21 protein-coding genes are annotated in these 18,660 nt (G+C 62.7%); 2 read left to right on the forward strand and 19 right to left on the reverse strand.

Annotation, left to right across the window (positions count from 1 at the left end):
• Window positions 1–874: winged helix-turn-helix transcriptional regulator (locus Q9295_RS05995; RefSeq protein ID WP_306679612.1), on the reverse strand; the 874-nt coding region annotated here is incomplete at its 3' end.
• Between the two features lie 202 nt (window positions 875–1,076).
• Complete coding sequence (gene trxB / locus Q9295_RS06000; RefSeq protein WP_306679613.1) at window positions 1,077–2,012, reverse strand: thioredoxin-disulfide reductase; 936 nt, start codon at window positions 2,010–2,012, stop codon at window positions 1,077–1,079.
• Window positions 2,013–2,192: 180 nt separating this feature from the next.
• On the opposite strand from trxB, the gene Q9295_RS06005 reads away from it, so the two are divergent.
• Window positions 2,193–2,693 carry an Lrp/AsnC family transcriptional regulator gene (locus Q9295_RS06005; protein ID WP_306679614.1) on the forward strand — a complete coding sequence of 167 codons (501 nt, stop codon included), beginning with the start codon at window positions 2,193–2,195 and terminating at the stop codon, window positions 2,691–2,693.
• Window positions 2,694–3,168: 475 nt separating this feature from the next.
• Here Q9295_RS06005 and Q9295_RS06010 read toward each other — a convergent pair whose 3' ends face one another.
• From Q9295_RS06010 to lgt, 4 genes are all read right to left on the reverse strand, one after another.
• Window positions 3,169–3,429, reverse strand: coding sequence for a hypothetical protein (locus tag Q9295_RS06010; protein WP_306679615.1), 261 nt, complete (start codon window positions 3,427–3,429; stop codon window positions 3,169–3,171).
• Window positions 3,430–3,648: 219 nt separating this feature from the next.
• Window positions 3,649–4,407, reverse strand: coding sequence for a peptidoglycan editing factor PgeF (gene pgeF / locus Q9295_RS06015; protein WP_306679616.1), 759 nt, complete (start codon window positions 4,405–4,407; stop codon window positions 3,649–3,651).
• Entirely contained in the window at window positions 4,391–5,470 is a 1,080-nt protein-coding gene (locus Q9295_RS06020) for a class I SAM-dependent methyltransferase (RefSeq protein WP_306679617.1), read from the reverse strand. The genes pgeF and Q9295_RS06020 overlap by 17 nt, the downstream gene beginning before the upstream one ends.
• Complete coding sequence (gene lgt / locus Q9295_RS06025; protein ID WP_306679618.1) at window positions 5,467–6,348, reverse strand: prolipoprotein diacylglyceryl transferase; 882 nt, start codon at window positions 6,346–6,348, stop codon at window positions 5,467–5,469. Before lgt ends, Q9295_RS06020 begins: the two co-directional genes overlap by 4 nt.
• Window positions 6,349–6,465: 117 nt before the next feature.
• On the opposite strand from lgt, the gene Q9295_RS06030 reads away from it, so the two are divergent.
• Window positions 6,466–6,711 (forward strand): accessory factor UbiK family protein, encoded by a 246-nt coding sequence (locus Q9295_RS06030; RefSeq protein WP_306679619.1) that lies wholly within the window; start codon window positions 6,466–6,468, stop codon window positions 6,709–6,711.
• 61 nt (window positions 6,712–6,772) lie between these two features.
• Here Q9295_RS06030 and Q9295_RS06035 read toward each other — a convergent pair whose 3' ends face one another.
• The 13 genes from Q9295_RS06035 to Q9295_RS06095 form a co-directional block, all read right to left on the reverse strand.
• Window positions 6,773–7,570: a TIGR02186 family protein gene (locus tag Q9295_RS06035; protein WP_306679620.1), complete on the reverse strand. Its 798-nt coding sequence runs from the start codon at window positions 7,568–7,570 to the stop codon at window positions 6,773–6,775.
• A complete protein-coding gene (locus Q9295_RS06040) occupies window positions 7,567–8,487 on the reverse strand; it encodes a sulfite exporter TauE/SafE family protein (protein ID WP_306679621.1) in 921 nt (306 codons plus the stop codon). The genes Q9295_RS06035 and Q9295_RS06040 overlap by 4 nt, the downstream gene beginning before the upstream one ends.
• Window positions 8,488–8,561: 74 nt before the next feature.
• A complete protein-coding gene (locus tag Q9295_RS06045; RefSeq protein ID WP_306679622.1) occupies window positions 8,562–9,356 on the reverse strand; it encodes a purine-nucleoside phosphorylase in 795 nt (264 codons plus the stop codon).
• 169 nt (window positions 9,357–9,525) lie between these two features.
• Complete coding sequence (locus Q9295_RS06050; protein WP_306679623.1) at window positions 9,526–10,494, reverse strand: ABC transporter permease; 969 nt, start codon at window positions 10,492–10,494, stop codon at window positions 9,526–9,528.
• Entirely contained in the window at window positions 10,494–11,594 is a 1,101-nt protein-coding gene (locus tag Q9295_RS06055) for an ABC transporter permease (RefSeq protein ID WP_306679624.1), read from the reverse strand. The genes Q9295_RS06050 and Q9295_RS06055 overlap by 1 nt, the downstream gene beginning before the upstream one ends.
• Window positions 11,594–13,138, reverse strand: a complete 1,545-nt coding sequence (locus Q9295_RS06060) for an ABC transporter ATP-binding protein (RefSeq protein ID WP_306679625.1) — start codon at window positions 13,136–13,138, stop codon at window positions 11,594–11,596. Before Q9295_RS06060 ends, Q9295_RS06055 begins: the two co-directional genes overlap by 1 nt.
• A 111-nt stretch (window positions 13,139–13,249) precedes the next feature.
• Window positions 13,250–14,245, reverse strand: a complete 996-nt coding sequence (locus Q9295_RS06065; protein ID WP_306679626.1) for a BMP family lipoprotein — start codon at window positions 14,243–14,245, stop codon at window positions 13,250–13,252.
• A 181-nt stretch (window positions 14,246–14,426) separates the two neighbouring features.
• Window positions 14,427–14,837 (reverse strand): ribosomal protein S18-alanine N-acetyltransferase, encoded by a 411-nt coding sequence (gene rimI, locus Q9295_RS06070; RefSeq protein ID WP_306679627.1) that lies wholly within the window; start codon window positions 14,835–14,837, stop codon window positions 14,427–14,429.
• Entirely contained in the window at window positions 14,834–15,463 is a 630-nt protein-coding gene (gene tsaB, locus Q9295_RS06075) for a tRNA (adenosine(37)-N6)-threonylcarbamoyltransferase complex dimerization subunit type 1 TsaB (RefSeq protein WP_306679876.1), read from the reverse strand. Before tsaB ends, rimI begins: the two co-directional genes overlap by 4 nt.
• Window positions 15,450–16,013 (reverse strand): NifU family protein, encoded by a 564-nt coding sequence (locus Q9295_RS06080; protein WP_306679628.1) that lies wholly within the window; start codon window positions 16,011–16,013, stop codon window positions 15,450–15,452. The genes tsaB and Q9295_RS06080 overlap by 14 nt, the downstream gene beginning before the upstream one ends.
• A gap of 95 nt (window positions 16,014–16,108) precedes the next feature.
• Window positions 16,109–16,249, reverse strand: a complete 141-nt coding sequence (locus Q9295_RS06085; RefSeq protein ID WP_306679629.1) for a hypothetical protein — start codon at window positions 16,247–16,249, stop codon at window positions 16,109–16,111.
• A gap of 124 nt (window positions 16,250–16,373) precedes the next feature.
• Window positions 16,374–16,748, reverse strand: coding sequence for a diacylglycerol kinase (locus Q9295_RS06090; protein ID WP_306679630.1), 375 nt, complete (start codon window positions 16,746–16,748; stop codon window positions 16,374–16,376).
• A 105-nt stretch (window positions 16,749–16,853) separates the two neighbouring features.
• Complete coding sequence (locus tag Q9295_RS06095; RefSeq protein WP_306679631.1) at window positions 16,854–18,593, reverse strand: S1C family serine protease; 1,740 nt, start codon at window positions 18,591–18,593, stop codon at window positions 16,854–16,856.
• Window positions 18,594–18,660 lie beyond the last annotated feature (67 nt).

Raw genomic sequence — 18,660 nt, forward strand, 5'->3', positions numbered from 1 at the left:
GGCGGGCTTTGAAATCGTAATGCACCGGCTGTTGGATGCCGGTGATCGGGCCGCCAAGATAGACCTTGCCTGCGGTGTTGTGCAGGTAGTTTACCGCCGGATGGGCCAGATCATCAGCGCCGAAGACCTTTGCGGCCTCATTGGCTTTGTTCGGCACCCATTTGTCGGTGATCGACAGGATGGCAAGGATGACGCCCTCTTGATCGCGGAGCGCAATGTCTTGGCCCGCTTCGATTTTCTCGGCGAAAGCCTCGTTCACATCCAAGGTGATCGGCATCGGGAAAAGCGCGCCATCGGCCATGCGCATGGTTTCCACGACCGAGTTGTAATCGGCTTCAGACATGAAGCCTTTGAGCGGGTTGAAGCCGCCGTTCATCAAAAGCTCAAGATCGCAAATCTGGCGCGGCGTCAGATCCCAAGACGGCAGAGCGGCGGCATCATGCTTCAGCTTCTGGGCGGAATCGTATGAGACATAAAGCTCGGGGATCGGGGCGAAGTTGTTTTGCATGAGGTCGGTCCTGGGGGTTAGGGGGATCAGGCGCGCATCTTGGCCGGTCAGCTCGGCATGCAGCACATGATATTCGGTCAGTTTGCGGGCGAGGAAGCGGTCCACCAGCTGGGTCTTGCGGGCGGAGCCTTGCGGGGTCAGCGCATAGGAGAAACGCTGGCGGCGGTCGGCGTCTTGCGGGCGGTCCTGCACTTGGATGAGGCCCGCTTCAGTTGCGGCGCGCAGCTGGGCGTTGAGACTGCCGAGCGAGATGCCCAAAGCCTCGGCCGTGCTGCGCTGCGAGGCCTTTGGCGCGCGGTCAAGCTGGCGCAAAAGCCGGAAGAGCTGGTCTTCCTCGGGCAGGGAGGGGCGCGGGGTGGGGGGCATCAGGGCCAGCTGCGATGGGTGTGTTCAATATTGAACATATTGCATGGCGAGAGGCGCGGGGAAAGGCTTAGCTGCGCGGGGCGCGGCAAAAGGAACAGCTTTCCACCCTATCGCGGCTTGGCGGCCACAGTATTCTGGCTGCAAAGACGCAAAAGGGCGGGAATTCCCCGCCCTTTGGTCGTTTCGCTATGGGTTCGGGCGGTCAGTGCCCGGCGAGGAACTTTTCTGCGTCCAAAGCGGCCATGCAGCCCATGCCGGCGCTGGTGATCGCTTGGCGATAGACGTGATCGGTCAGGTCGCCTGCCGCAAAGACGCCGGGGATCGAGGTGCGGGTGGTGCCCGGCTCGACCTTCACATAGCCGCCGTTGTGCAGCTCCAGCTGGTCTTTGACCAGTTCGGACGAAGGCGCATGGCCGATGGCGACGAAGAAGCCCGCACAAGGCACATCGGTCTCGGCGCCGGTTTTGACGTTGCGCACAGTGACGGCGGTGACGCCCAAGGGTGCATCGGTGCCTTTCACCTCGGTCACTTCGCTGTCCCAAATCACCTCGACCTTGGGGTGCTTGAAGAGCCGGTCTTGCAGGATCTTCTCGGCCCGCAAGCTGTCACGGCGGTGCACCAGCGTGACCTTGGAGGCGAAGTTGGTCAGGAACAAAGCCTCTTCCACGGCCGTGTTGCCGCCGCCGATCACCACGATCTCTTTGCCGCGATAGAAGAAGCCGTCGCAGGTGGCGCAGGCCGAGACGCCGAAGCCTTTGAATTTCTCTTCAGACGGCAGGCCGAGCCATTTGGCTTGCGCGCCGGTGGCAAGGATCACGGCGTCGGCCACATAAGTGGTGCCGCTATCGCCTTGCGCTTTGAAGGGGCGCGAGGACAGGTCGAGCGAGGTGATGTAATCGCCGATGATCTCGGCTCCCATCGCGCGGGCGTGCTCTTCCATACGGACCATCAGGTCCGGGCCTTGCACATGGGTGTCGCCGGGCCAGTTTTCCACCTCGGTGGTGATGGTGAGCTGGCCGCCGGGCTGAATGCCCTGCACCAATACCGGCTCTAGCATCGCGCGCGCCGAATAAACGGCTGCGGTGTAACCGGCCGGGCCGGAGCCAATGATCAAAACCCGCGTCGCTTTCTCGGCCATGCTGTTCCTCGTGTTTGAGCCTTACCGATATAGGCAAAGGCTGGGGCGGCTGGAAGCCCGGAAAACTTGCGGAAAAAGCCTTGTGGACGTAACGGCACCCTTGCCGCCAGGGCAGTGCGCGAAAGAATATTGCGCGGGTCGGCGTGAGGCTTTAGAAGGCTCGCAATCAAGGAGAGTTCTATGGCGGGTCATAAGCTGGATCAGATCGATCGGCATATTCTGGCAGAATTGCAGGCCGATGGCCGCATGACCAATGTCGAGCTGGCCAGCCGTGTCGGCATTTCGGCCCCGCCCTGCCTGCGCCGGGTGCGCACGCTGGAAGAGGCGGGCTATATCAACGGCTATCACGCGGAGATTGATGCTCGCGAGCTGGGCTTTGAGGTGGCGGTTTTCGCGATGGTGCGGCTGAACAGCCAAGCCGAGGCGGATCTGGCGGCGTTCGAGGCGCGCTGCAAGGGGTGGCCCTTGGTCCGCGAATGCCACATGCTGAATGGCGAGATCGATTTCATCCTCAAATGCGTCTCGCCGGATCTGTCGACCTTCCAAAGCTTCCTGACGGGTGAGCTTTTGAAGGCGGATAACGTGGCCAATGTGAAGACGAGCCTTGTGATCCGTTGTGCCAAGGATGAGCCGGGCGTGCCTTTTGAGGTGCTGGAAGAGCGGCTGGCCAAGCTGGCCTGATCCGGTCGAGATGCGGGCGGAGGTGACGGGCGCGCTGTGGCGGCGCCCGTTTTTCTTTTGGGGTCGTGTGGCTATCAGCAGAGCATGATGGGTTCGAAGCTGGACCCCCAAAATGGAAAACGGCCCCTTAATGGTGCCAGAGGAGCACCGGGGCCGTCTTACCCATCCTCACTGAGCAGGTGAGATAGGCGATATCCTAGGCGCAGCTGCCATTCAGGTCTTACGCATTGGGCCAGATACTCATCAAAGGTGCAGAGGGACATCTGCTGAGCCGAATTTGGCGCGATTGTGTCCGTATGTCAACCTTTTGACGCGGAGTTCTGGCGTTTTCTTGCGATTATCACGGCTTCGTGGCGGGGATCTGCCATGATTATAGGCATATATGGCAACAATCATGGCAATCTTGGTTAAGCATTCACGCTGAAGCGCTGAAGCCGGTCGCCCAAGGGCGGCGCGGGGCGGCAGCGATTCGCCTTCAGCGTGCGGCGATTGCCGCTTTACGGGGCGACAAGCCGAAAGCTTTGGCCAAAAGCCGCAACGTGCTGGGGCGGGCAGCAGGGCGCAGATCGGCCTTGCGGGCAGGGGCACTGGCGCGTGCGGTGCTCAACGGGGCAAGGCTGGCGCGCGGGCTGGTCAGGCGCTGCTCACGCGCCCAAGGCAGCGCCGGAAGCGGCTCGGTCGAGGCGCCGATCACAGAGCGGAGCCAACGGCGCTGGGTTTGGATCTGAACGGACATCTGCTGCACTCCACTTCGTTTGGCCCCTTTGGCCTTAAAACGGAATATCGCAGGGTATTGCGGCGGCTCTTTGACCCATTGGTGAAGCATTGGGGCCAATTGCGGGCGTGTTGTGGCGTGCAAGGGCGGGCGGCGGGCGCGGGGGATGTCAAGAAATGCTCAGGAAAGCCGGGAGCGAGTGGGCGCAGCCCGGCGCAATTGCGGCAGGTCTTTGTCAGATCAAAGTCGAATGACCGAAATGAGCCGGCCGTAATCAGCCTCAGCGGCATGGGTGGTGCGGCGGTAGGAGAAAAAGCGCTCCGAATCGCGGTAGGTGCAATGGCCGATCCATGAGGCCTCACCGATGCCAGCTTGGCGCAGGCGGTGCAGGCCAAAGCCGGGCAGATCGAAGAGCATCTTCTCGCCACTGCCATTGGCGAAGTAACGCAGGTTCTCCGGATCATCGGCACGGAAGGCGTCGAGGAACTCAGGCCCAACCTCATAGGCGGCTTGGCTGATGCAAGGGCCGATGACAGCGGAGATATTTTTACGGTCTGCGCCAAGCGCTTCCATCGCGTCGATCGTGGCTTCCAGCACGCCTTCTAAAGCGCCGCGCCAACCGGCATGGGCGGCCCCGATCACGCCGGCTTTGGCATCGGCGAAAAGCACGGGCTGGCAATCGGCGGTCAGGATGCCAAGGGCGACACCGGGCGTGGCGCTGACCATCGCATCGGCGCGAGGGATAATATCCAAGGCACCGCTGATGCTGACGACATCGGGCGAATGCACCTGATTGACGGTGACCAGATGCTCTGGCGCCACATCCATCGCGGCGGCGACGCGGGCGCGGTTGATGGCAACGATCTCGGCCTGATCGGAAGAGCCTGCGCCGCAGTTCAGCCCCGCGAAGATCCCCGAGGAAGCTCCGCCCTTGCGGGTGAAGAAGCCGTGGCGCGCGGCCAAGGCGTCCGAGGTCAGGATCTCAAGCGTCGATGGCATCTTCAGGGGCAAATCCGGCTGGGGGCGGGGTATCCGCAGGATAAAGGGCAAGCGCTTTGAACAACTCACCCATTTCCGCAGGATCGGTCAAGCGCCGTGCGGCGGCAAGATGCGCCTCGTGGGTGGCGCCTGTCAGGCTTTGCGCAAGACGCTGCGCCCGTTGGGCAAGACCAAGCCGAAGCAGAAGCGCGCCTTGGGCGGTATAGGCGGTAGCAGCGGGCTGGGCGGCCGTAGCAAGGGCGGCGAAATCGACATGGGCGGTGAGGTCGGCCTTGCCGGGTTCGGCCAGCGGGTCGGCGAAGGCATGTTTGCGCAGGGCTTGGAAAGTGTCGCCCCGGCTGATCCAGCCGCCGTAGTCGACGATCAGAGCAAGGCCTTTGTGGCGCAGGATGCGGGCGGAGATCTCCGCGATGATCGGCGCGGCGCTGGGGCAGATCTCAACGATCTCGCCGTCTTGAGTATCGGCGAGCCGGTGGTCTAGCGCCGGGACGAGCAAAGCGGGGGCGCGGCCGAGGGTGAGCGTATCGCCTTGCAGCCCGACCATGGTCTCGGCCCAAGCCTCGCCCGCGCGGGTGAATTGGCGGATCGGCAATGCGTCGAAGAATTCATTGGCGAGAAGGAAAAGCGGCTGATCGGGCAGCGCGGAGGCATGGTCGAGCCATGTCGCCGGATGGCCGTTGAGGGCTGTTTTCTGCGCAGCACGCAGCGCGGGAGAGGCCTCGACCAAAGTGACCTGAGCGGCGGCATGAAAGCCCGGCACATTGCGGGTGGCGCGCAGCACATCGGCCATCAAAGTGCCGCGACCGGGGCCAAGCTCGGCCAGCGTGAAACGCGAGGGGGCGCCTTGGTCAAGCCAGCTTTGGGCAAGGCACAGGCCCAAAAGCTCACCAAACATCTGGCTGATCTCGGGCGCGGTGGTGAAATCACCCGCCGTGCCGAAGGGCGGGCGGGTGGTGTAATAGCCGTGCTCGGGGTGCAAAAGGCACTCGGCCATATAATCGGCCAGAGTGATCGGCCCGGTCGCCGCGATGCGCCGGGCCAGAAGGGCTGCCAGTTTCGTCATGCCTGCGCGGACAATGGGCGGGCGCGGAGGAGGAACCACAGCCCGACCACCACCATCGGCAGGCTGAGGCATTGGCCTGCGGTCAGACCCCAGCCGCCCGAATGCAGATAAAGCCCCAAGGGATTATCGAAACTTACGAATTGCGGATCGGGCTGGCGGAAGAATTCCACAAAGAAGCGCGCCGCGCCGTAGCCTGCGATGAAAAGCCCCATCAAGCGGCCCGGAACGCGCAGCCAGCCGCGGCGATAGGCCAGATAGACCAGCACCACGCCAAGGATGACACCTTCAAGCAAGGCCTCATAAAGCTGGCTGGGGTGGCGGGCGCAGAGACCGGCGATGCCGGGGCAGGTCTGTGCCGCCTCACCGGGGAAGATGACGCCCCACGGCAGATCGGTCGGGCGGCCCCAAAGCTCGGCATTGATGAAATTGGCGATGCGGCCAAGGAAGAGGCCCATCGGCACCACGATCCCCATCAGATCGCCCAGCCGCAGCATCGGGATGCCATTGACGCGGGCAAAGATCACGCCTGTCGCGACAACGCCAAGGAAGCCGCCGTGGAAGGACATGCCCCCCTCCCAGACCCGGATGATCGAGCTGGGTTCAGCGAGGAATTTCCCGGTCTCATAGAAGATCACATAGCCCATGCGTCCGCCAAAGATCACACCGACGACGATCCAAGACATCAACCGCTCAAGCTGTTCGGTTGTCATCGGGGGCGTGCCGCCCCAAAGCTCGGGTCGGCGCAGGGTGCGGGCGGCGAGCCACCAAGCAAAGACGATGCCGACCAGATAGGCCATGGCATACCAGCGCAAGGCAAAGGTGGTGCCAAAGAGCGGGATCGTGACGATATCAGGCGAGATATTGGGGAAGGGGATCATGCCAAGCTCCGTGGTTCAGAGCTTGATGCGGGTGCAATGATGCGAAGTCAACCAGCTGGCAGGGTTGTGAACAGGCCCGCGCAAGCGCATATAGGGGGGGTATCAGGAGGCCAGCTTATGCAGACCCGCAACAAGTTTTTCGACGACGTCAGCCAGTTGATGACCAATGCTATGGGCGTGGCTCAGGGCGCAAAAACCGAAGCCGAGACCGCTATGAAATCATTGATCGACCGCTGGATGGCGGACCGCGACTTTGTCACCCGTGAAGAGTTTGATGCGGTGCGGGCGATGGCCCAAAAGGCGCGCGAAGAAAATGAGGCGCTGAAAGCGCGGCTGGACGCTTTGGAAGCCAAAAAGGGCTAAGATTTTCGGGCCTTCGCGGTCGAGGGCTGGCGGGGCAAACCCCGCCCTCACGCTCAGCCGATCAGCGCTGCAAGAGCCGGAACCCGGCCGAGGCGGCCCAGCCCGAAACCCCCGCCATCAACAGGCACAAAAGCCCGTAGATCAGCGGCTGTTCTTGCGCCATCGTGAAGATCAGCCGCTCAAGTCCTGCCTTGTGCACGGCGATATGCCGCTCTTGTTGGGCGACGACAGCGCCGCCACGCAGCAGAAAAAGCCGCACCTTATAGATGCCCTCGGTCAGATTCGCTGGCAGCACCACATCGGTACGAAAAAGCGTCTGCTCGGTCAGCTGCACCCGGTTTTCCAAAAGCTGATAGGTGCCCGCTGCGCGGCGGACGCGCAGCATTGCCTCGACGAAATCGCCCGCGCCATCCGCTTCGGCGGTGATGCCGACCGCACGCACCACCCGGTCGATGGTGATGCCTTGGCGCAGATTTTCAGTCTCGGTCAGAATGTCTTTGAGATGCCCAGTGGTGGCAACGGCGTAGAAGGAGGGCGCGCTGTCGACCGAGATCGCGGCGTGGTTGACCCAGATGCCCCAGACGCGGTCTTTGCGCCGCACCAAGAGCGAGGAGGGCGGGCCCTCGACAGTGACGATCACGTCCAAGCGCCCTTCGGGGGGCGGGCTGTCGCGGCGCACCGCACCATAGACCAAGATCTCGGAGCCGTCGAAATCGGCGGTGATGGCGACACGGTTTTGGCTGAGGCCCGCGACGATGGTCTCGGCAGGACGGTCTTGTGCAAGGACGGGCAGCGCCAGCAAGCCCAGGATCAGGCACAGGCGCTGGGCGAGACGCGCCGAGATGCGGCGCGCGCTCATGGCAGCACCCCGGGCATGACGGTGTAGATCTCGGACGGGCGGATCAAAAGATCTGCGGCGATGCGCAAGGCGACGCCCACGACCAAAAGCGACAGCAGGATGCGCAGCTGCTCGGCTTTAAGTTTCAGCCCGACGCGGACGCCGATTTGCGCCCCGACCACGCCGCCGATGATCAAAAGGAAGGCCAGCATCATATCGACGGTCTGGCTGGTCACCGCATGCATGATTGTGGTGAAAGCGGTGACGAAGATGATCTGGAAAAGCGAGGTGCCGATGACGACTTTGGTTGGCATGCCAAGCAGATAGATCATCGCCGGCACCATGATGAAGCCGCCTCCGACCCCCATGATCGCCGCCAGAAAGCCCACGAGCGCGCCCACCAAGATCGGAGGGATCACGCTGATGTAAAGCCCGCTGGCGCGGAACTTCATCTTTAGCGGCAGTCCATGCACCCAGTTATGGACATGGGCGCGGCGCACCGGCGCATTGGGCTTGCGGCTTTTCAAAAGCGAGCGGACGGATTCTTGCAGCATCATCGCGCCGACAAGACCCAGAAAGATCACATAAGAAAGCTGCACGAAGAGATCGACTTGGCCGCGCGCGGTCATCCAAGCAAAGACGGCAATGCCAATGGCCGAGCCGCCCATGCCGCCGACCAAAAGGACGCCGCCCATGCGGAAATCCACCGCCTTGCGCTTCATCTGCGCCAAAACGCCCGAAACCGAAGAGGCCACGACTTGGTTCGCACCGGTTGCCACCGCCACCGCCGGAGGCACGCCAATGAAGAACAAAAGCGGCGTGATCAGAAAGCCGCCACCAACCCCAAACATGCCGGACAGAAAGCCGACAATCCCCCCGATCCCAAGGATCAGGAAGGCATCGACCGAGACCTCGGCAATGGGGAGGTAGATCTGCATGGCATCTGCCGGAATAGGAAAGGCTGATCCGAGGGTTGCGCCGGTTTGGCGGGGAAGTCAAACCCCGTTGGACCTTAGGGCAGGTTGGCCAGGTAACGCCGCAGAATGCGTTCCAGTTTTGCCGCACCCAAGGGCGCCATCGCCTTGGTATGCTCATGGCTGATCTGCTCATCGCTCATCCCTGCGGCCATATTGGTCACGGTGGAGATGGCCGCAACCTCAAGGTCAAGAAAGCGCGCAAGGATCACCTCGGGCACTGTGGACATGCCAACGGCATCGGCGCCAAGTGTTTTCAGCATGCGGATCTCGGCCTTGGTCTCGAAAGAAGGGCCAGAGTACCAAGCATAGACGCCCTCTTGCAGCGCAATGCCTTCGGCCTTTGCAGCGGATTGCAAGGCGGCGCGCAGGGCGGGGGAATGGGCGTCGGTCATCGGCACGAAACGCGCATCGGTCTTCTCGCCGATCAAGGGGTTAAGGCCGTTGTAATTGATGTGATCGCTCAGCAGCATCAGATCGCCAGGCGGGATGTCTTGGCGCAGTGAACCTGCGGCATTGGTAAGGATCAGCCGCTCGGCACCAAGCGCTTTCAGCACCTCGAGCGCGCCGCGCATCGCGGCCGGGTTGCCGTTTTCATAGTAATGCTCGCGCGCACCAAAGACGGCGACGCGCTGGCCCTCCAACTGGCCGATGTGCAGATGCGGGTTGTGGCCCGAGACGCCAGCATGCGGAAAGCCGGGCAAATCGGCATAGGGAATGGCCGGCCCCTCGACCGCATGGGCAAGATGTCCAAGGCCTGAGCCCAAGATCAGACCCAGTTTGACCGGGGCATCGCCAGCCCGCTCATGGATTTTCTTCAGGGCTTCTTGCATGACTAAGCTTTCACATCTGACAGGCGCCGGGGGGATCCTCCCCCCGGACCCCCCTGGAGTATTTTCCTCAAGATGAAAGCCAAGCAATCTGATGCCCATTTCATCTTGATCTAAATACTCTCTGGGGGTCCGGGGGGCGAAGCGCCCCCGGCTTTGGGGTTAAAGCGCTTTAGCGCTCTTTCACATAAGGTTCCCCGCCCGCGCGCGGCGGGATGGCGCGGCCAACGAAGCCCGCGAGCGCCAGCACCGTCAGGATATAGGGCAAGGCGGTGAGGAAAGGCACCGGCACTTTGAACTGCACCACAGCCTCGACCACATCGGGGCGGTTGGCGAGGGCTTGGAAGAAGCCAAAGAGGAGGCAGGTCCACATCGCTGCCACTGGGCGCCATTTGGCGAAGATGAGGGCCGCGAGCGCGATATAGCCGCGGCCTGCGGTCATATCCTTGCCAAAGCCCGCTTGCAAAGCGGTGGCCATATAGGCGCCAGCCAGACCGCAGAGCACGCCGGTGATCAGCACAGCACCGTAGCGCAGGCCTTTCACGGAAATCCCGGCGGTGTCGACGGCGGCGGGGTTTTCGCCCACCGCGCGCAGGCGCAGGCCAAAGCGGGTGCGGTAGAGGACGAACCAAGTGAGGCCCACCACGGCGAAGGCCGCATAGACCAGCACCGAATGGCCCGAGATGACTTCCTCATAAAAGGGGCCGATGACGGGCACGGATTGCAGCGTCTCGGCGAAGGGCAGGGTGATCGGCTGGAACCGCGCCTCGCCGTTCAGGGGCGGGGTGCGGCCGCCTTGGCCAAAGAGGCTTTGCGCCATCAGCACCGTTAGCCCGGCGGCAAGGAAGTTCAGCGCCACGCCCGAGATCAGCTGGTTGCCACGGAAGGTGATCGAGGTCACGCCATGGATCAGCGCAAAGATCAGCGAGCCGCCGACCCCGGCCAAAAGCCCCAGCCAAGCCGAGCCGGTGAGCGCGGCCACCGCACCTGCGCACATCGCGGCCGCCAGCATCTTGCCCTCAAGCCCGATGTCGAAGATCCCCGCACGCTCGGAGTAAAGCCCGGCGATGCAGGCCAGCATCAAGGGGGTGGCCAGCCGCAGCGTCGCGTCCAGCACTTGCAGAAGCGTTGCGTAATCCATCATGCGGCTCCTTCTGCGCGGGCTCGGAAGGCGGCGAAGATCCGGCCGAGCAACATCCGCACCATCACATCCAGCGCGCCGGTGAAGAGGATCACCAGACCTTGCACCACGATGCGCATCTCGATCGGGATCTTGGTCCAAAGCCCAAGCTCGGCCCCGCCTTGGAAGAGGAAGCCAAACAGCAAAGCCGCCAGCACCACGCCCAAGGGATGGTTGCGCCCCATCAGCGCCACCGCGATGCCGATGAAGCCCGCGCCCGAGGCCGAGTTGCCAAGAAGCCGCTCCGCCTCGCCCATCACATTGTTGACGGCCATCATCCCGGCCAAAGCGCCGGAGAGGATCATCACGATCATGATGATGCGGGTGGGGTTGATGCCAGCGTAGCGCGCCGCAGGCTCGGATTTGCCGAAGGCGCGGATCTGATAGCCAAGGCGGGTGTGCCACAAGAGCACCCAGACCGCGACGGCCATGCCAAGCGCGATGAAGAGGGTGATATTGGCGGGCACCGGCTTGGTGAAGAAGAGGTTCACCAAGGGGATGTCATTCAGCGCCGGAAGATGGGTGGCATCGGGGAAATTGGCCGAGGCCGGGTCGGATTGGCCGACCGGCTTGAGCGTATTCACCAGAAGATATTGCAGCAGGCTGGCGGCGATATAGTTGAACATGATCGTGGTGATCACGATATGGCTGCCGCGTTTGGCTTGCAGATAGGCCGGGATCGCGGCCCAGATCGCGCCAAAGGCGGCCGCCGAAAGCGTGGCTGCCAAGAGCGCCAGCGACCAATGCGGCCAAGGGATGAAAAGGCAGACCAAGGCCACGCCAAGGCCGCCCAAAAGCGCCTGCCCCTCGCCGCCGATGTTGAACATGGCGGCATGGAAGGCGACACAGACTGCGAGGCCAGTGAACATGAAGCTGGTGGCGTAATAGAGCGTATAGCCCCAGCCGTAAGCGTCCATCACGGTGCCTTGCACCATGACGGTGATCGCCTCCCACGGGTCTTGGCCGATGGCGAGGATGATCAAAGCGGCGATGGTGAAGGCCAGGGTCAGCGAGACCAGAGGCACAAGGGCGACATCGGCCCAACGCGGCAGGCGTTCCATCAGGCGGCCTCCCCTTTTCCAGTGATCCCGGCCATCATCAGCCCCAGTTCTTTCTCATCAGTGGCGGCGCGCTCACGGGTGCCCATGATCTGGCCGTCAAACATCACCGCGATCCGGTCGGAGAGCGACAGGATCTCATCGAGTTCGACCGAGACAAGGAGCACGGCCTTGCCCGCGTCGCGCAGAGCGATGAGTTGTTTGTGAATGAATTCAATGGCGCCGATGTCGACGCCGCGGGTGGGTTGGCCGACAAGCAGCAGGTCGGGGTCCTGCTCAAACTCGCGGGCGACGACGATCTTTTGCTGGTTGCCGCCGGAGAAGTTCTTTGCCGCCAAACCGGGGATCGGCGGGCGGACGTCGAAGGTCTCCATTTTGCGGGCGGTGTCGGCGCGCAGGGCTGCGTTGTCCATCAAAAGCGCGTTCTTTTGGTATTTCGGGTCGTTGAAATAGCCAAAAGCCACATTCTCCCAAGCGGTGAAATCAAGGATCAGCCCGTGGTGGTGGCGGTCTTCGGGGACATGGGCAACGCCAGCCTCGCGGCGGGATTGTCCATTGCACTCAGGGCCTTGCAGGGGCAGGGGGCTGCCTTTGAGGGTGACATTGCCCGAGGCGCGGATCATGCCGCCAAGTGCTTCCATCAGCTCAGACTGGCCATTGCCAGCGACCCCGGCGATGCCAAGGATCTCCCCCGCCCGGATCTCAAGGCTGACGCCTTTAAGGCGTTCAACTCCGGCTTCGTCGCGCACGCGCAGGTCTTGCACGGAAAGCACCACATCGCCGGGTTGGGCCGGGGCTTTGTCGACGGCCAGAAGCACTTTGCGGCCGACCATCAGCTCGGCCAGCTCTTCGGGGCTCGACTCGGCGGTTTTTACGGTGCCGACCATGGTGCCGCGCCGCATGACCGAGACATTGTCGGTGGTCTCCATGATCTCGCGCAGCTTGTGGGTGATCAGGATGATGGTTTTACCTTGGGCTTTCAGACCCTTAAGGATGCGGAACAGGTGGTCGGCCTCGGCCGGGGTCAGAACGCCGGTTGGCTCATCCAAGATCAGGATATCGGCCTGACGGTAGAGCGCTTTGAGGATCTCGACCCGCTGCTGGTGGCCGACCGAGAGGTCTTCGATCAAGGCGTCGGGGTCCACGTCCAGCTCATATTCGCGGCTGAGATCGGTGAGGGATTTGCGCGCCTTGGCGAGGCTGGTGTTCAGCATCGGGCCGTCTTCGGCACCAAGCACCACATTCTCAAGCACGGTGAAATTCTGCACCAGCTTGAAATGCTGAAACACCATGCCGATGCCAGCGCGGATCGCGCTTTGGCTGTCGGGGATCGCGGTGGGGGTGCCGTTGATCAGGATTTGGCCGGAATCGGCGCGGTAAAAGCCATAAAGGATCGACATCAGCGTCGATTTACCGGCGCCGTTTTCGCCGATGATGCCGTGGATCGTGCCACGCGGCACCGCGATATTGATGTCACGGTTGGCTTGCACAGGGCCAAAGGCTTTTGAGATGCCTTTCAGCTCAATGGCATAGGCGCTGGTTTCCATGATTTCTCTCCTGGAGCTTGCAGCCGCCTTCCCTGACATCAACACGCGGGAAGAAGCAAAATATGCCGCGCCAGTCAGACCGGCGCGGCATCTATCATGTCCCTAAGGGGATCAGAACTGGGCTGCCGGGCAGCTGTCGTCGCTGGTGTAATCGTGGACTTTGATCTCACCCGAGGTGATTTTCGCAGCCGCTGCATCGACGGCGGCTTGCATCTCGGGGGTGACCAGAGCGGCGTTGTGTTCGTCCATCGCATAGCCGACGCCGTCATTGGCGAGACCCATGACATTGATGCCGGGCTTGAGGTTTTCGCCTTCGGAGAAGGCTTCAAACACGGCATTGTCGACCCGCTTCAGCATCGAGGTCAGCACCGAGCCGGGGTGCAGGTGGTTTTGGTTGCTGTCGACGCCGATCGAGAGAATGCCCTCATCCGCGGCGGCTTGCAAAACGCCGATGCCGGTGCCGCCGGCTGCGGCGTAAATCACGTCTGCGCCTTGCGATTTTTGGCTTTTGGTCAGCTCGGCGCCCTTCACTGGGTCGTTCCATGCTGCCGGTGTGTCGCCGGTCCAGTTGATGATCACCGTGGCATCCGCCTTGGTGTCTTTTACGCCTTGCGCATAGCCGCAGCCGAATTTGCGGATCAGCGGGATATCCATGCCGCCGATGAAGCCGACGGTGTTGGTTTTGGAGGCCATCGCCGCCATGACGCCAACGAGATAGGAGCCTTCATGCTCGTTGAAGACCACCGATTTCACGTTGGGCAGATCGACGACCATGTCGATGATGGCGAATTTGGTGTCGGGGAACTCGGGAGCGACTTTCGAGATCACATCGCCAAAAGCAAAGCCGGTCATCACAATCGGGTTTGCGCCGGCACCTGCGAGACGGCGGAGGGCTTGCTCGCGCTGCGCCTCATCTTGCATCTCAAGCTCTTTATAGGTGCCGCCAGTTTCCTTGGCCCAACGCTCAGCGCCACCGAAAGCGGCCTCGTTGAAGCTTTTGTCGAACTTGCCGCCGAGATCGAAGAGTACGGCCGGCTCAGCCGCTGCGGCGCCGGCCATCAAGGCCAGCAAGGCGCTTGCCCCGCAGAGGGATTTCATCAGGGTCATGGTCGCTCTCCCGGTTGATAATGCACAACACCGCGCCAAGCGCCGGATCGCCGGTCGTGGGCGGGGTATAGGATAAGATTAGCCGGAAAGGGCCGCTTGGGGTCAAGACGGATTCGCGCGAAGGGCGGGGGCGTTAGCGGTCACAAGCCCGGATTTCGCCGTGACATTGCGTCAGATCGGCTTAGAGCGCGCGTGCCATCACAAGCGCATCAATGCGGCGGCCTTCGGCGGCGTAATAGCCGCGGCGGCGGCCGGCAGTTTGAAAGCCTTGTGATTCGTAAAGTGCTATGGCGGCAGGGTTTTCTGCGCTGACTTCAAGGAAAGCCTGCTCTGCGCCGCGCGTGCCGGCGGTGGTCAGAAACGCGGCCACCAGCTTGCGGCCAAGACCCAAGCGACGGCTATCCGGGGCGACGGCAAGGGTCAAAAGCTCGGCCTCACCGGCGACGGCGCGACCAAGGAGGAAACCCGCCTCGCCTTCGGTCAGAAGAAAGACCAAAGGATCGGCGGTGAGGCTTGCGAAATCGGCGGCTGACCAAGGGGGCGGGGTCTGAAAGCAGCTTTGGTGCAGCGCGGCCAGCGCCTCGGGCGTCACGGCTGGGGGTCCGAGGGCAGGATCACCGGCGGCGGGTCCGAGGGCGGGGCGGCATCGGCGCCCTTAAGGTAGAAGGGCGCAGGGGCGGCTCCGGGGGCGCGCAGCGCCGCGATCCGGGCGATGGCCTCGGCGATGGGCATGGCGGGGGGCAGCGCCTCATCCCCGGCGGCAGAGCCGGTGGCGGGGCCATCATGCGGTTGCAAAGGCTCAATCCGGGCGGTGCCTGCGGGGAAATCTTGCACATAAGCAAGGCCTTGGCGGGCGTCTTCCGCCACACGTAGCGGCTGCGGCAGGCCGTGAGCCAAAGCTTCAAGCCGGGTGACGCCGATGGCGGGAATGTTCAGTGCCAAGGCAAAGCCGCGCGCGGTGGCAACAGAGATCCGCACGCCGGTGAAGTTGCCCGGACCAATGCCAACGGCAAGGCGCTTGAGATCGGACCATTGCAAGCCGGCCTCGGACATCAACTCATTGAGCAAGGGGACCAAACGCTCGGCTTGGCCCTTTTGCATCGGCTCTTCGCGGCTGATCAGCCGACCATCCGGCAAAAGCAAAGCGGCGGCGCAATGCGCCGCCGATGTGTCGAAGGCCAGAAGCGGAGCTTCGGCGAAGAGATTAGGCTGCGACAGGACGCACCTCGGTCACTTCCGGGATGTAATGGCGCAGAAGGTTCTCGATGCCCATTTTGAGCGTCAGCGTCGAAGAGGGGCAACCGGCGCAAGCGCCCTGCATATGCAGATAGACCACACCACGGTCAAAGCCGTGGAAGGTGATGTCGCCGCCGTCTTGCGCCACAGCGGGACGCACGCGGGTGTCGAGCAACTCTTTGATCTGACGAACAATATCGCCATCTTCGCCGGTATGCGCAGCATGGCCGCCAGCGGGCTTCGCCTCACCATCCATCACCGGAGCGCCGGATTGGTAATGCTCCATGATCGCGCCAAGGATCGCGGGCTTGATGTGCTGCCATTCCACATCATCGGCCTTGGTGACGGTCACGAAATCCGAACCGAAGAAGACGCCGGTGACGCCGCCCGCTGCAAAGATGCGATGCGCCAGCGGCGATTTGGCCGCAGCTTCAGCGTTGGGGAAATCCGCGGTGCCGATTTCCAGCACGCTTTGCCCTGGCAGGAACTTGAGCGTGGCGGGGTTCGGGGTGGATTCGGTCTGGATGAACATGGGTAACCTCCGGCCAATCGCTATGGATATGCGCCCGAGCCTGACCGAAGTCAAGGTAAGCGGGCGCTTGTGGCACGGGTCAAAGCCCGCGCGGGTCAGCCGCGGCGGTTGAAATAGCCGTACATTTGCTCAAGCGCTTGCGCGACGCTGGCACTGGGCTGTTTTTGCGGCTGGGCAGCCTCGGTCGCGGCAGCGGCAGCGGCGGCTTTGGGCAGGTTTTGGTCGTGGGCAGACATCGGGCAGTCCTTTAACAATCACGCTCCCTCGAGGCGGGATGTAAGGAGTTTCTGCGTCGCAGCAAGGGCTTGATGCCGCAGTGCAGCTATGTGCCAGTTGCATAACCTAGGGTCAGGCCCGCGTTTAGGCCCAGCAGAGGGCCAAAACGAAATAGCCGATCGCAACCACCGCGACGCAAGCCACGGCCAAAGAGCCTAAATCTTTGGCATCTTTGGCAAATTGCGACCATTGGGGCGAGAGGTGATCCACCAGCACCTCGAGCGCTGTGTTCAGTGCCTCGGTCGCGATCAGAAGGAGCACCAGCGCCACCATGCCGCAGAGGGCCAAGAGGGGCGCGCCCGAAATGGCCAGCACCAGCACGGCCAGAAGGCCTAAACCCGCCTCTTGCCGAAAGGCACTTTCGCGCGAAAGCCGCTTCAACCCGGCGACGGAATAGCTGGCGGCGGCCAGAAAATGCGCAAATCCGCTTTTGCGCGGTGGGATCTGTTGCGGGGCCATGAAGCAATCCGTTTTGGGCTTAAGCAAGGGCCGAGATCGCCGCTTTTGCCTGTGAAATCTACGGCGGCAAACCGCAGGCCCCGCGCTAAGGGCCTGCGGTCGGGCTTATTCGTAGCAGTGAAGCGGTACGACCGCATTGGCAACGCCTTCTGGCACGCCGCCGGTGACCGCCCCCCCGGTGCCCTCGCCTTGCGGGCGGGTGATGCGGTTTTGCGCAAGGAAGGTCAGCAGCGGCCCCGAGGGCACGGCGAAGTTCATATTCTGCGGCAGGCTGCCCGTCTCTTCGAGGATCGCCATATCATCGACGCGGCTGACCACCACGCCGATCACCGCGCCTTTGGGGTTGAGCAAAGGCCCGCCGGAATTGCCGGGCTGCACGGGGGCGGTGATCATCACCCGATTGGACGAGCCATCAATGCCGCGCAGCGCGCTGACATTGCCTGAGGTGACGGTCAGCCCTTGATCAAGGCTGGTGTAATAGGGGTAGCCAAGCGCGGTGACGCTTTCACCCAGCTTTGGCACCTCAAGCGCCGAGAGCCGCAGCCAAGCGCCGACATCGGTGGCGCCAGAGAGCACTGCCAGATCGGCGGAGCTGTCCTTGGCCACGATCTCCAAAGCGGTGCCGTCGATCATGGCCACCGCACCGCAGCCTTCGACCACATGGGCGGCGGTGACGAGCATGGTGGGGGCAAGATAAAAGCCGGTGCCGGAACCTTTTAGCGTGCCACTCACCTTGGCGCGCGGGGCGGTGGGGGGCGGCTCGGGCGTGGCTGCACCCGGGCTGGCCGCAGGCATGTGCCCTGGCTCGCGCGCCGGGGGCGCGCCCGGGCTGCCGATGCCGATAACCGCAGGCGGACTTGCCGCCGGAGCGGCTGCGCCCTCGGGGCTGCCGGTCGCCGGACCCGGCGTGCCCAAAAGCGGCGGCGCTGAAGCTTCGGGTTTTGTGGCGGCGATCACGGTGCCATCGCCGCTGGCGGGGGGGCTGGCGGGCGGCATCTCAGGCGGCGGGGGAGGGCTTGCTGCCACGCCGGGCGGCAGCGGTCGGCGCACTTGGTCCTTGGGACCGCTCTCGCGCGAGGCCAGCGTGGGTGGGGCGGCATTGGAGCCGCCATTGATCACCTGATCGATCACCCCACCTTTGGTCCAAAGCAGGCTGGCTGGCCCTTGGCCAACCATCATCGACGCCGCCATCAGGTTAAGATGATAGAAGTAATCCTGCGTCACCACGACAGACAGGGTGGACCAAGTGCCGTCGTGAAAATCGGATCTGGCATAGGCCAAAAGGTCGCCTTCGAGCGAAATCATCGTGATCCAAAGCTTGTCGTCGTTATAGCGGTAAGGGTCCGGATTTACAGCATTGTTGTAAAACCAATCATGCACCGATTGCATCTGCCCTTGGTCAGTGAGGCGCACGATCAGCGAGACGCCGCTGTCTGCTGAGGCAAACTCAACCATGTCGGGGTTCTCAACCGTCTCCAACAGCTCAAACGGATGCAGATATGAGGTGTTGGAGATATCGGAGTAAAAGAGCTGCCAGCCGTTCTTCACTCGCTCATCCTCTAAGGCAAGGATCAACCGGCTCAGGTGGCGGTAAAGCGGTTGCTTGGCCTTTTCGACACGCAAGGTCCATGCCTCAAGCGCGGTCTGCGCATCGGCGTTCCAGACACCGTCTGCATAGCCGAAATAATCGCCCGAAAAGGCCAAGGCGGCTTGCAAGGTTGCGGTGTCTTCGCGGCTCATGGTCGAGGCGTCAAAGGGCTGGTCGGGCCAAGCCTGCGCCTGCGCGCGTGGCGCGATGGACAAAAAGCCAATGCAAAGCAGCAAAGCTGTGAACAGCGCGCGCATAAACGATCTCCGACACGGGGTAAGGCCCGGCCATGCTGCATCGCTTCGCGCCGTTTGGAAAGGCATG

This window comes from Pseudogemmobacter lacusdianii (assembly GCF_030848395.1).
Taxonomy (GTDB): domain Bacteria; phylum Pseudomonadota; class Alphaproteobacteria; order Rhodobacterales; family Rhodobacteraceae; genus Pseudogemmobacter; species Pseudogemmobacter lacusdianii.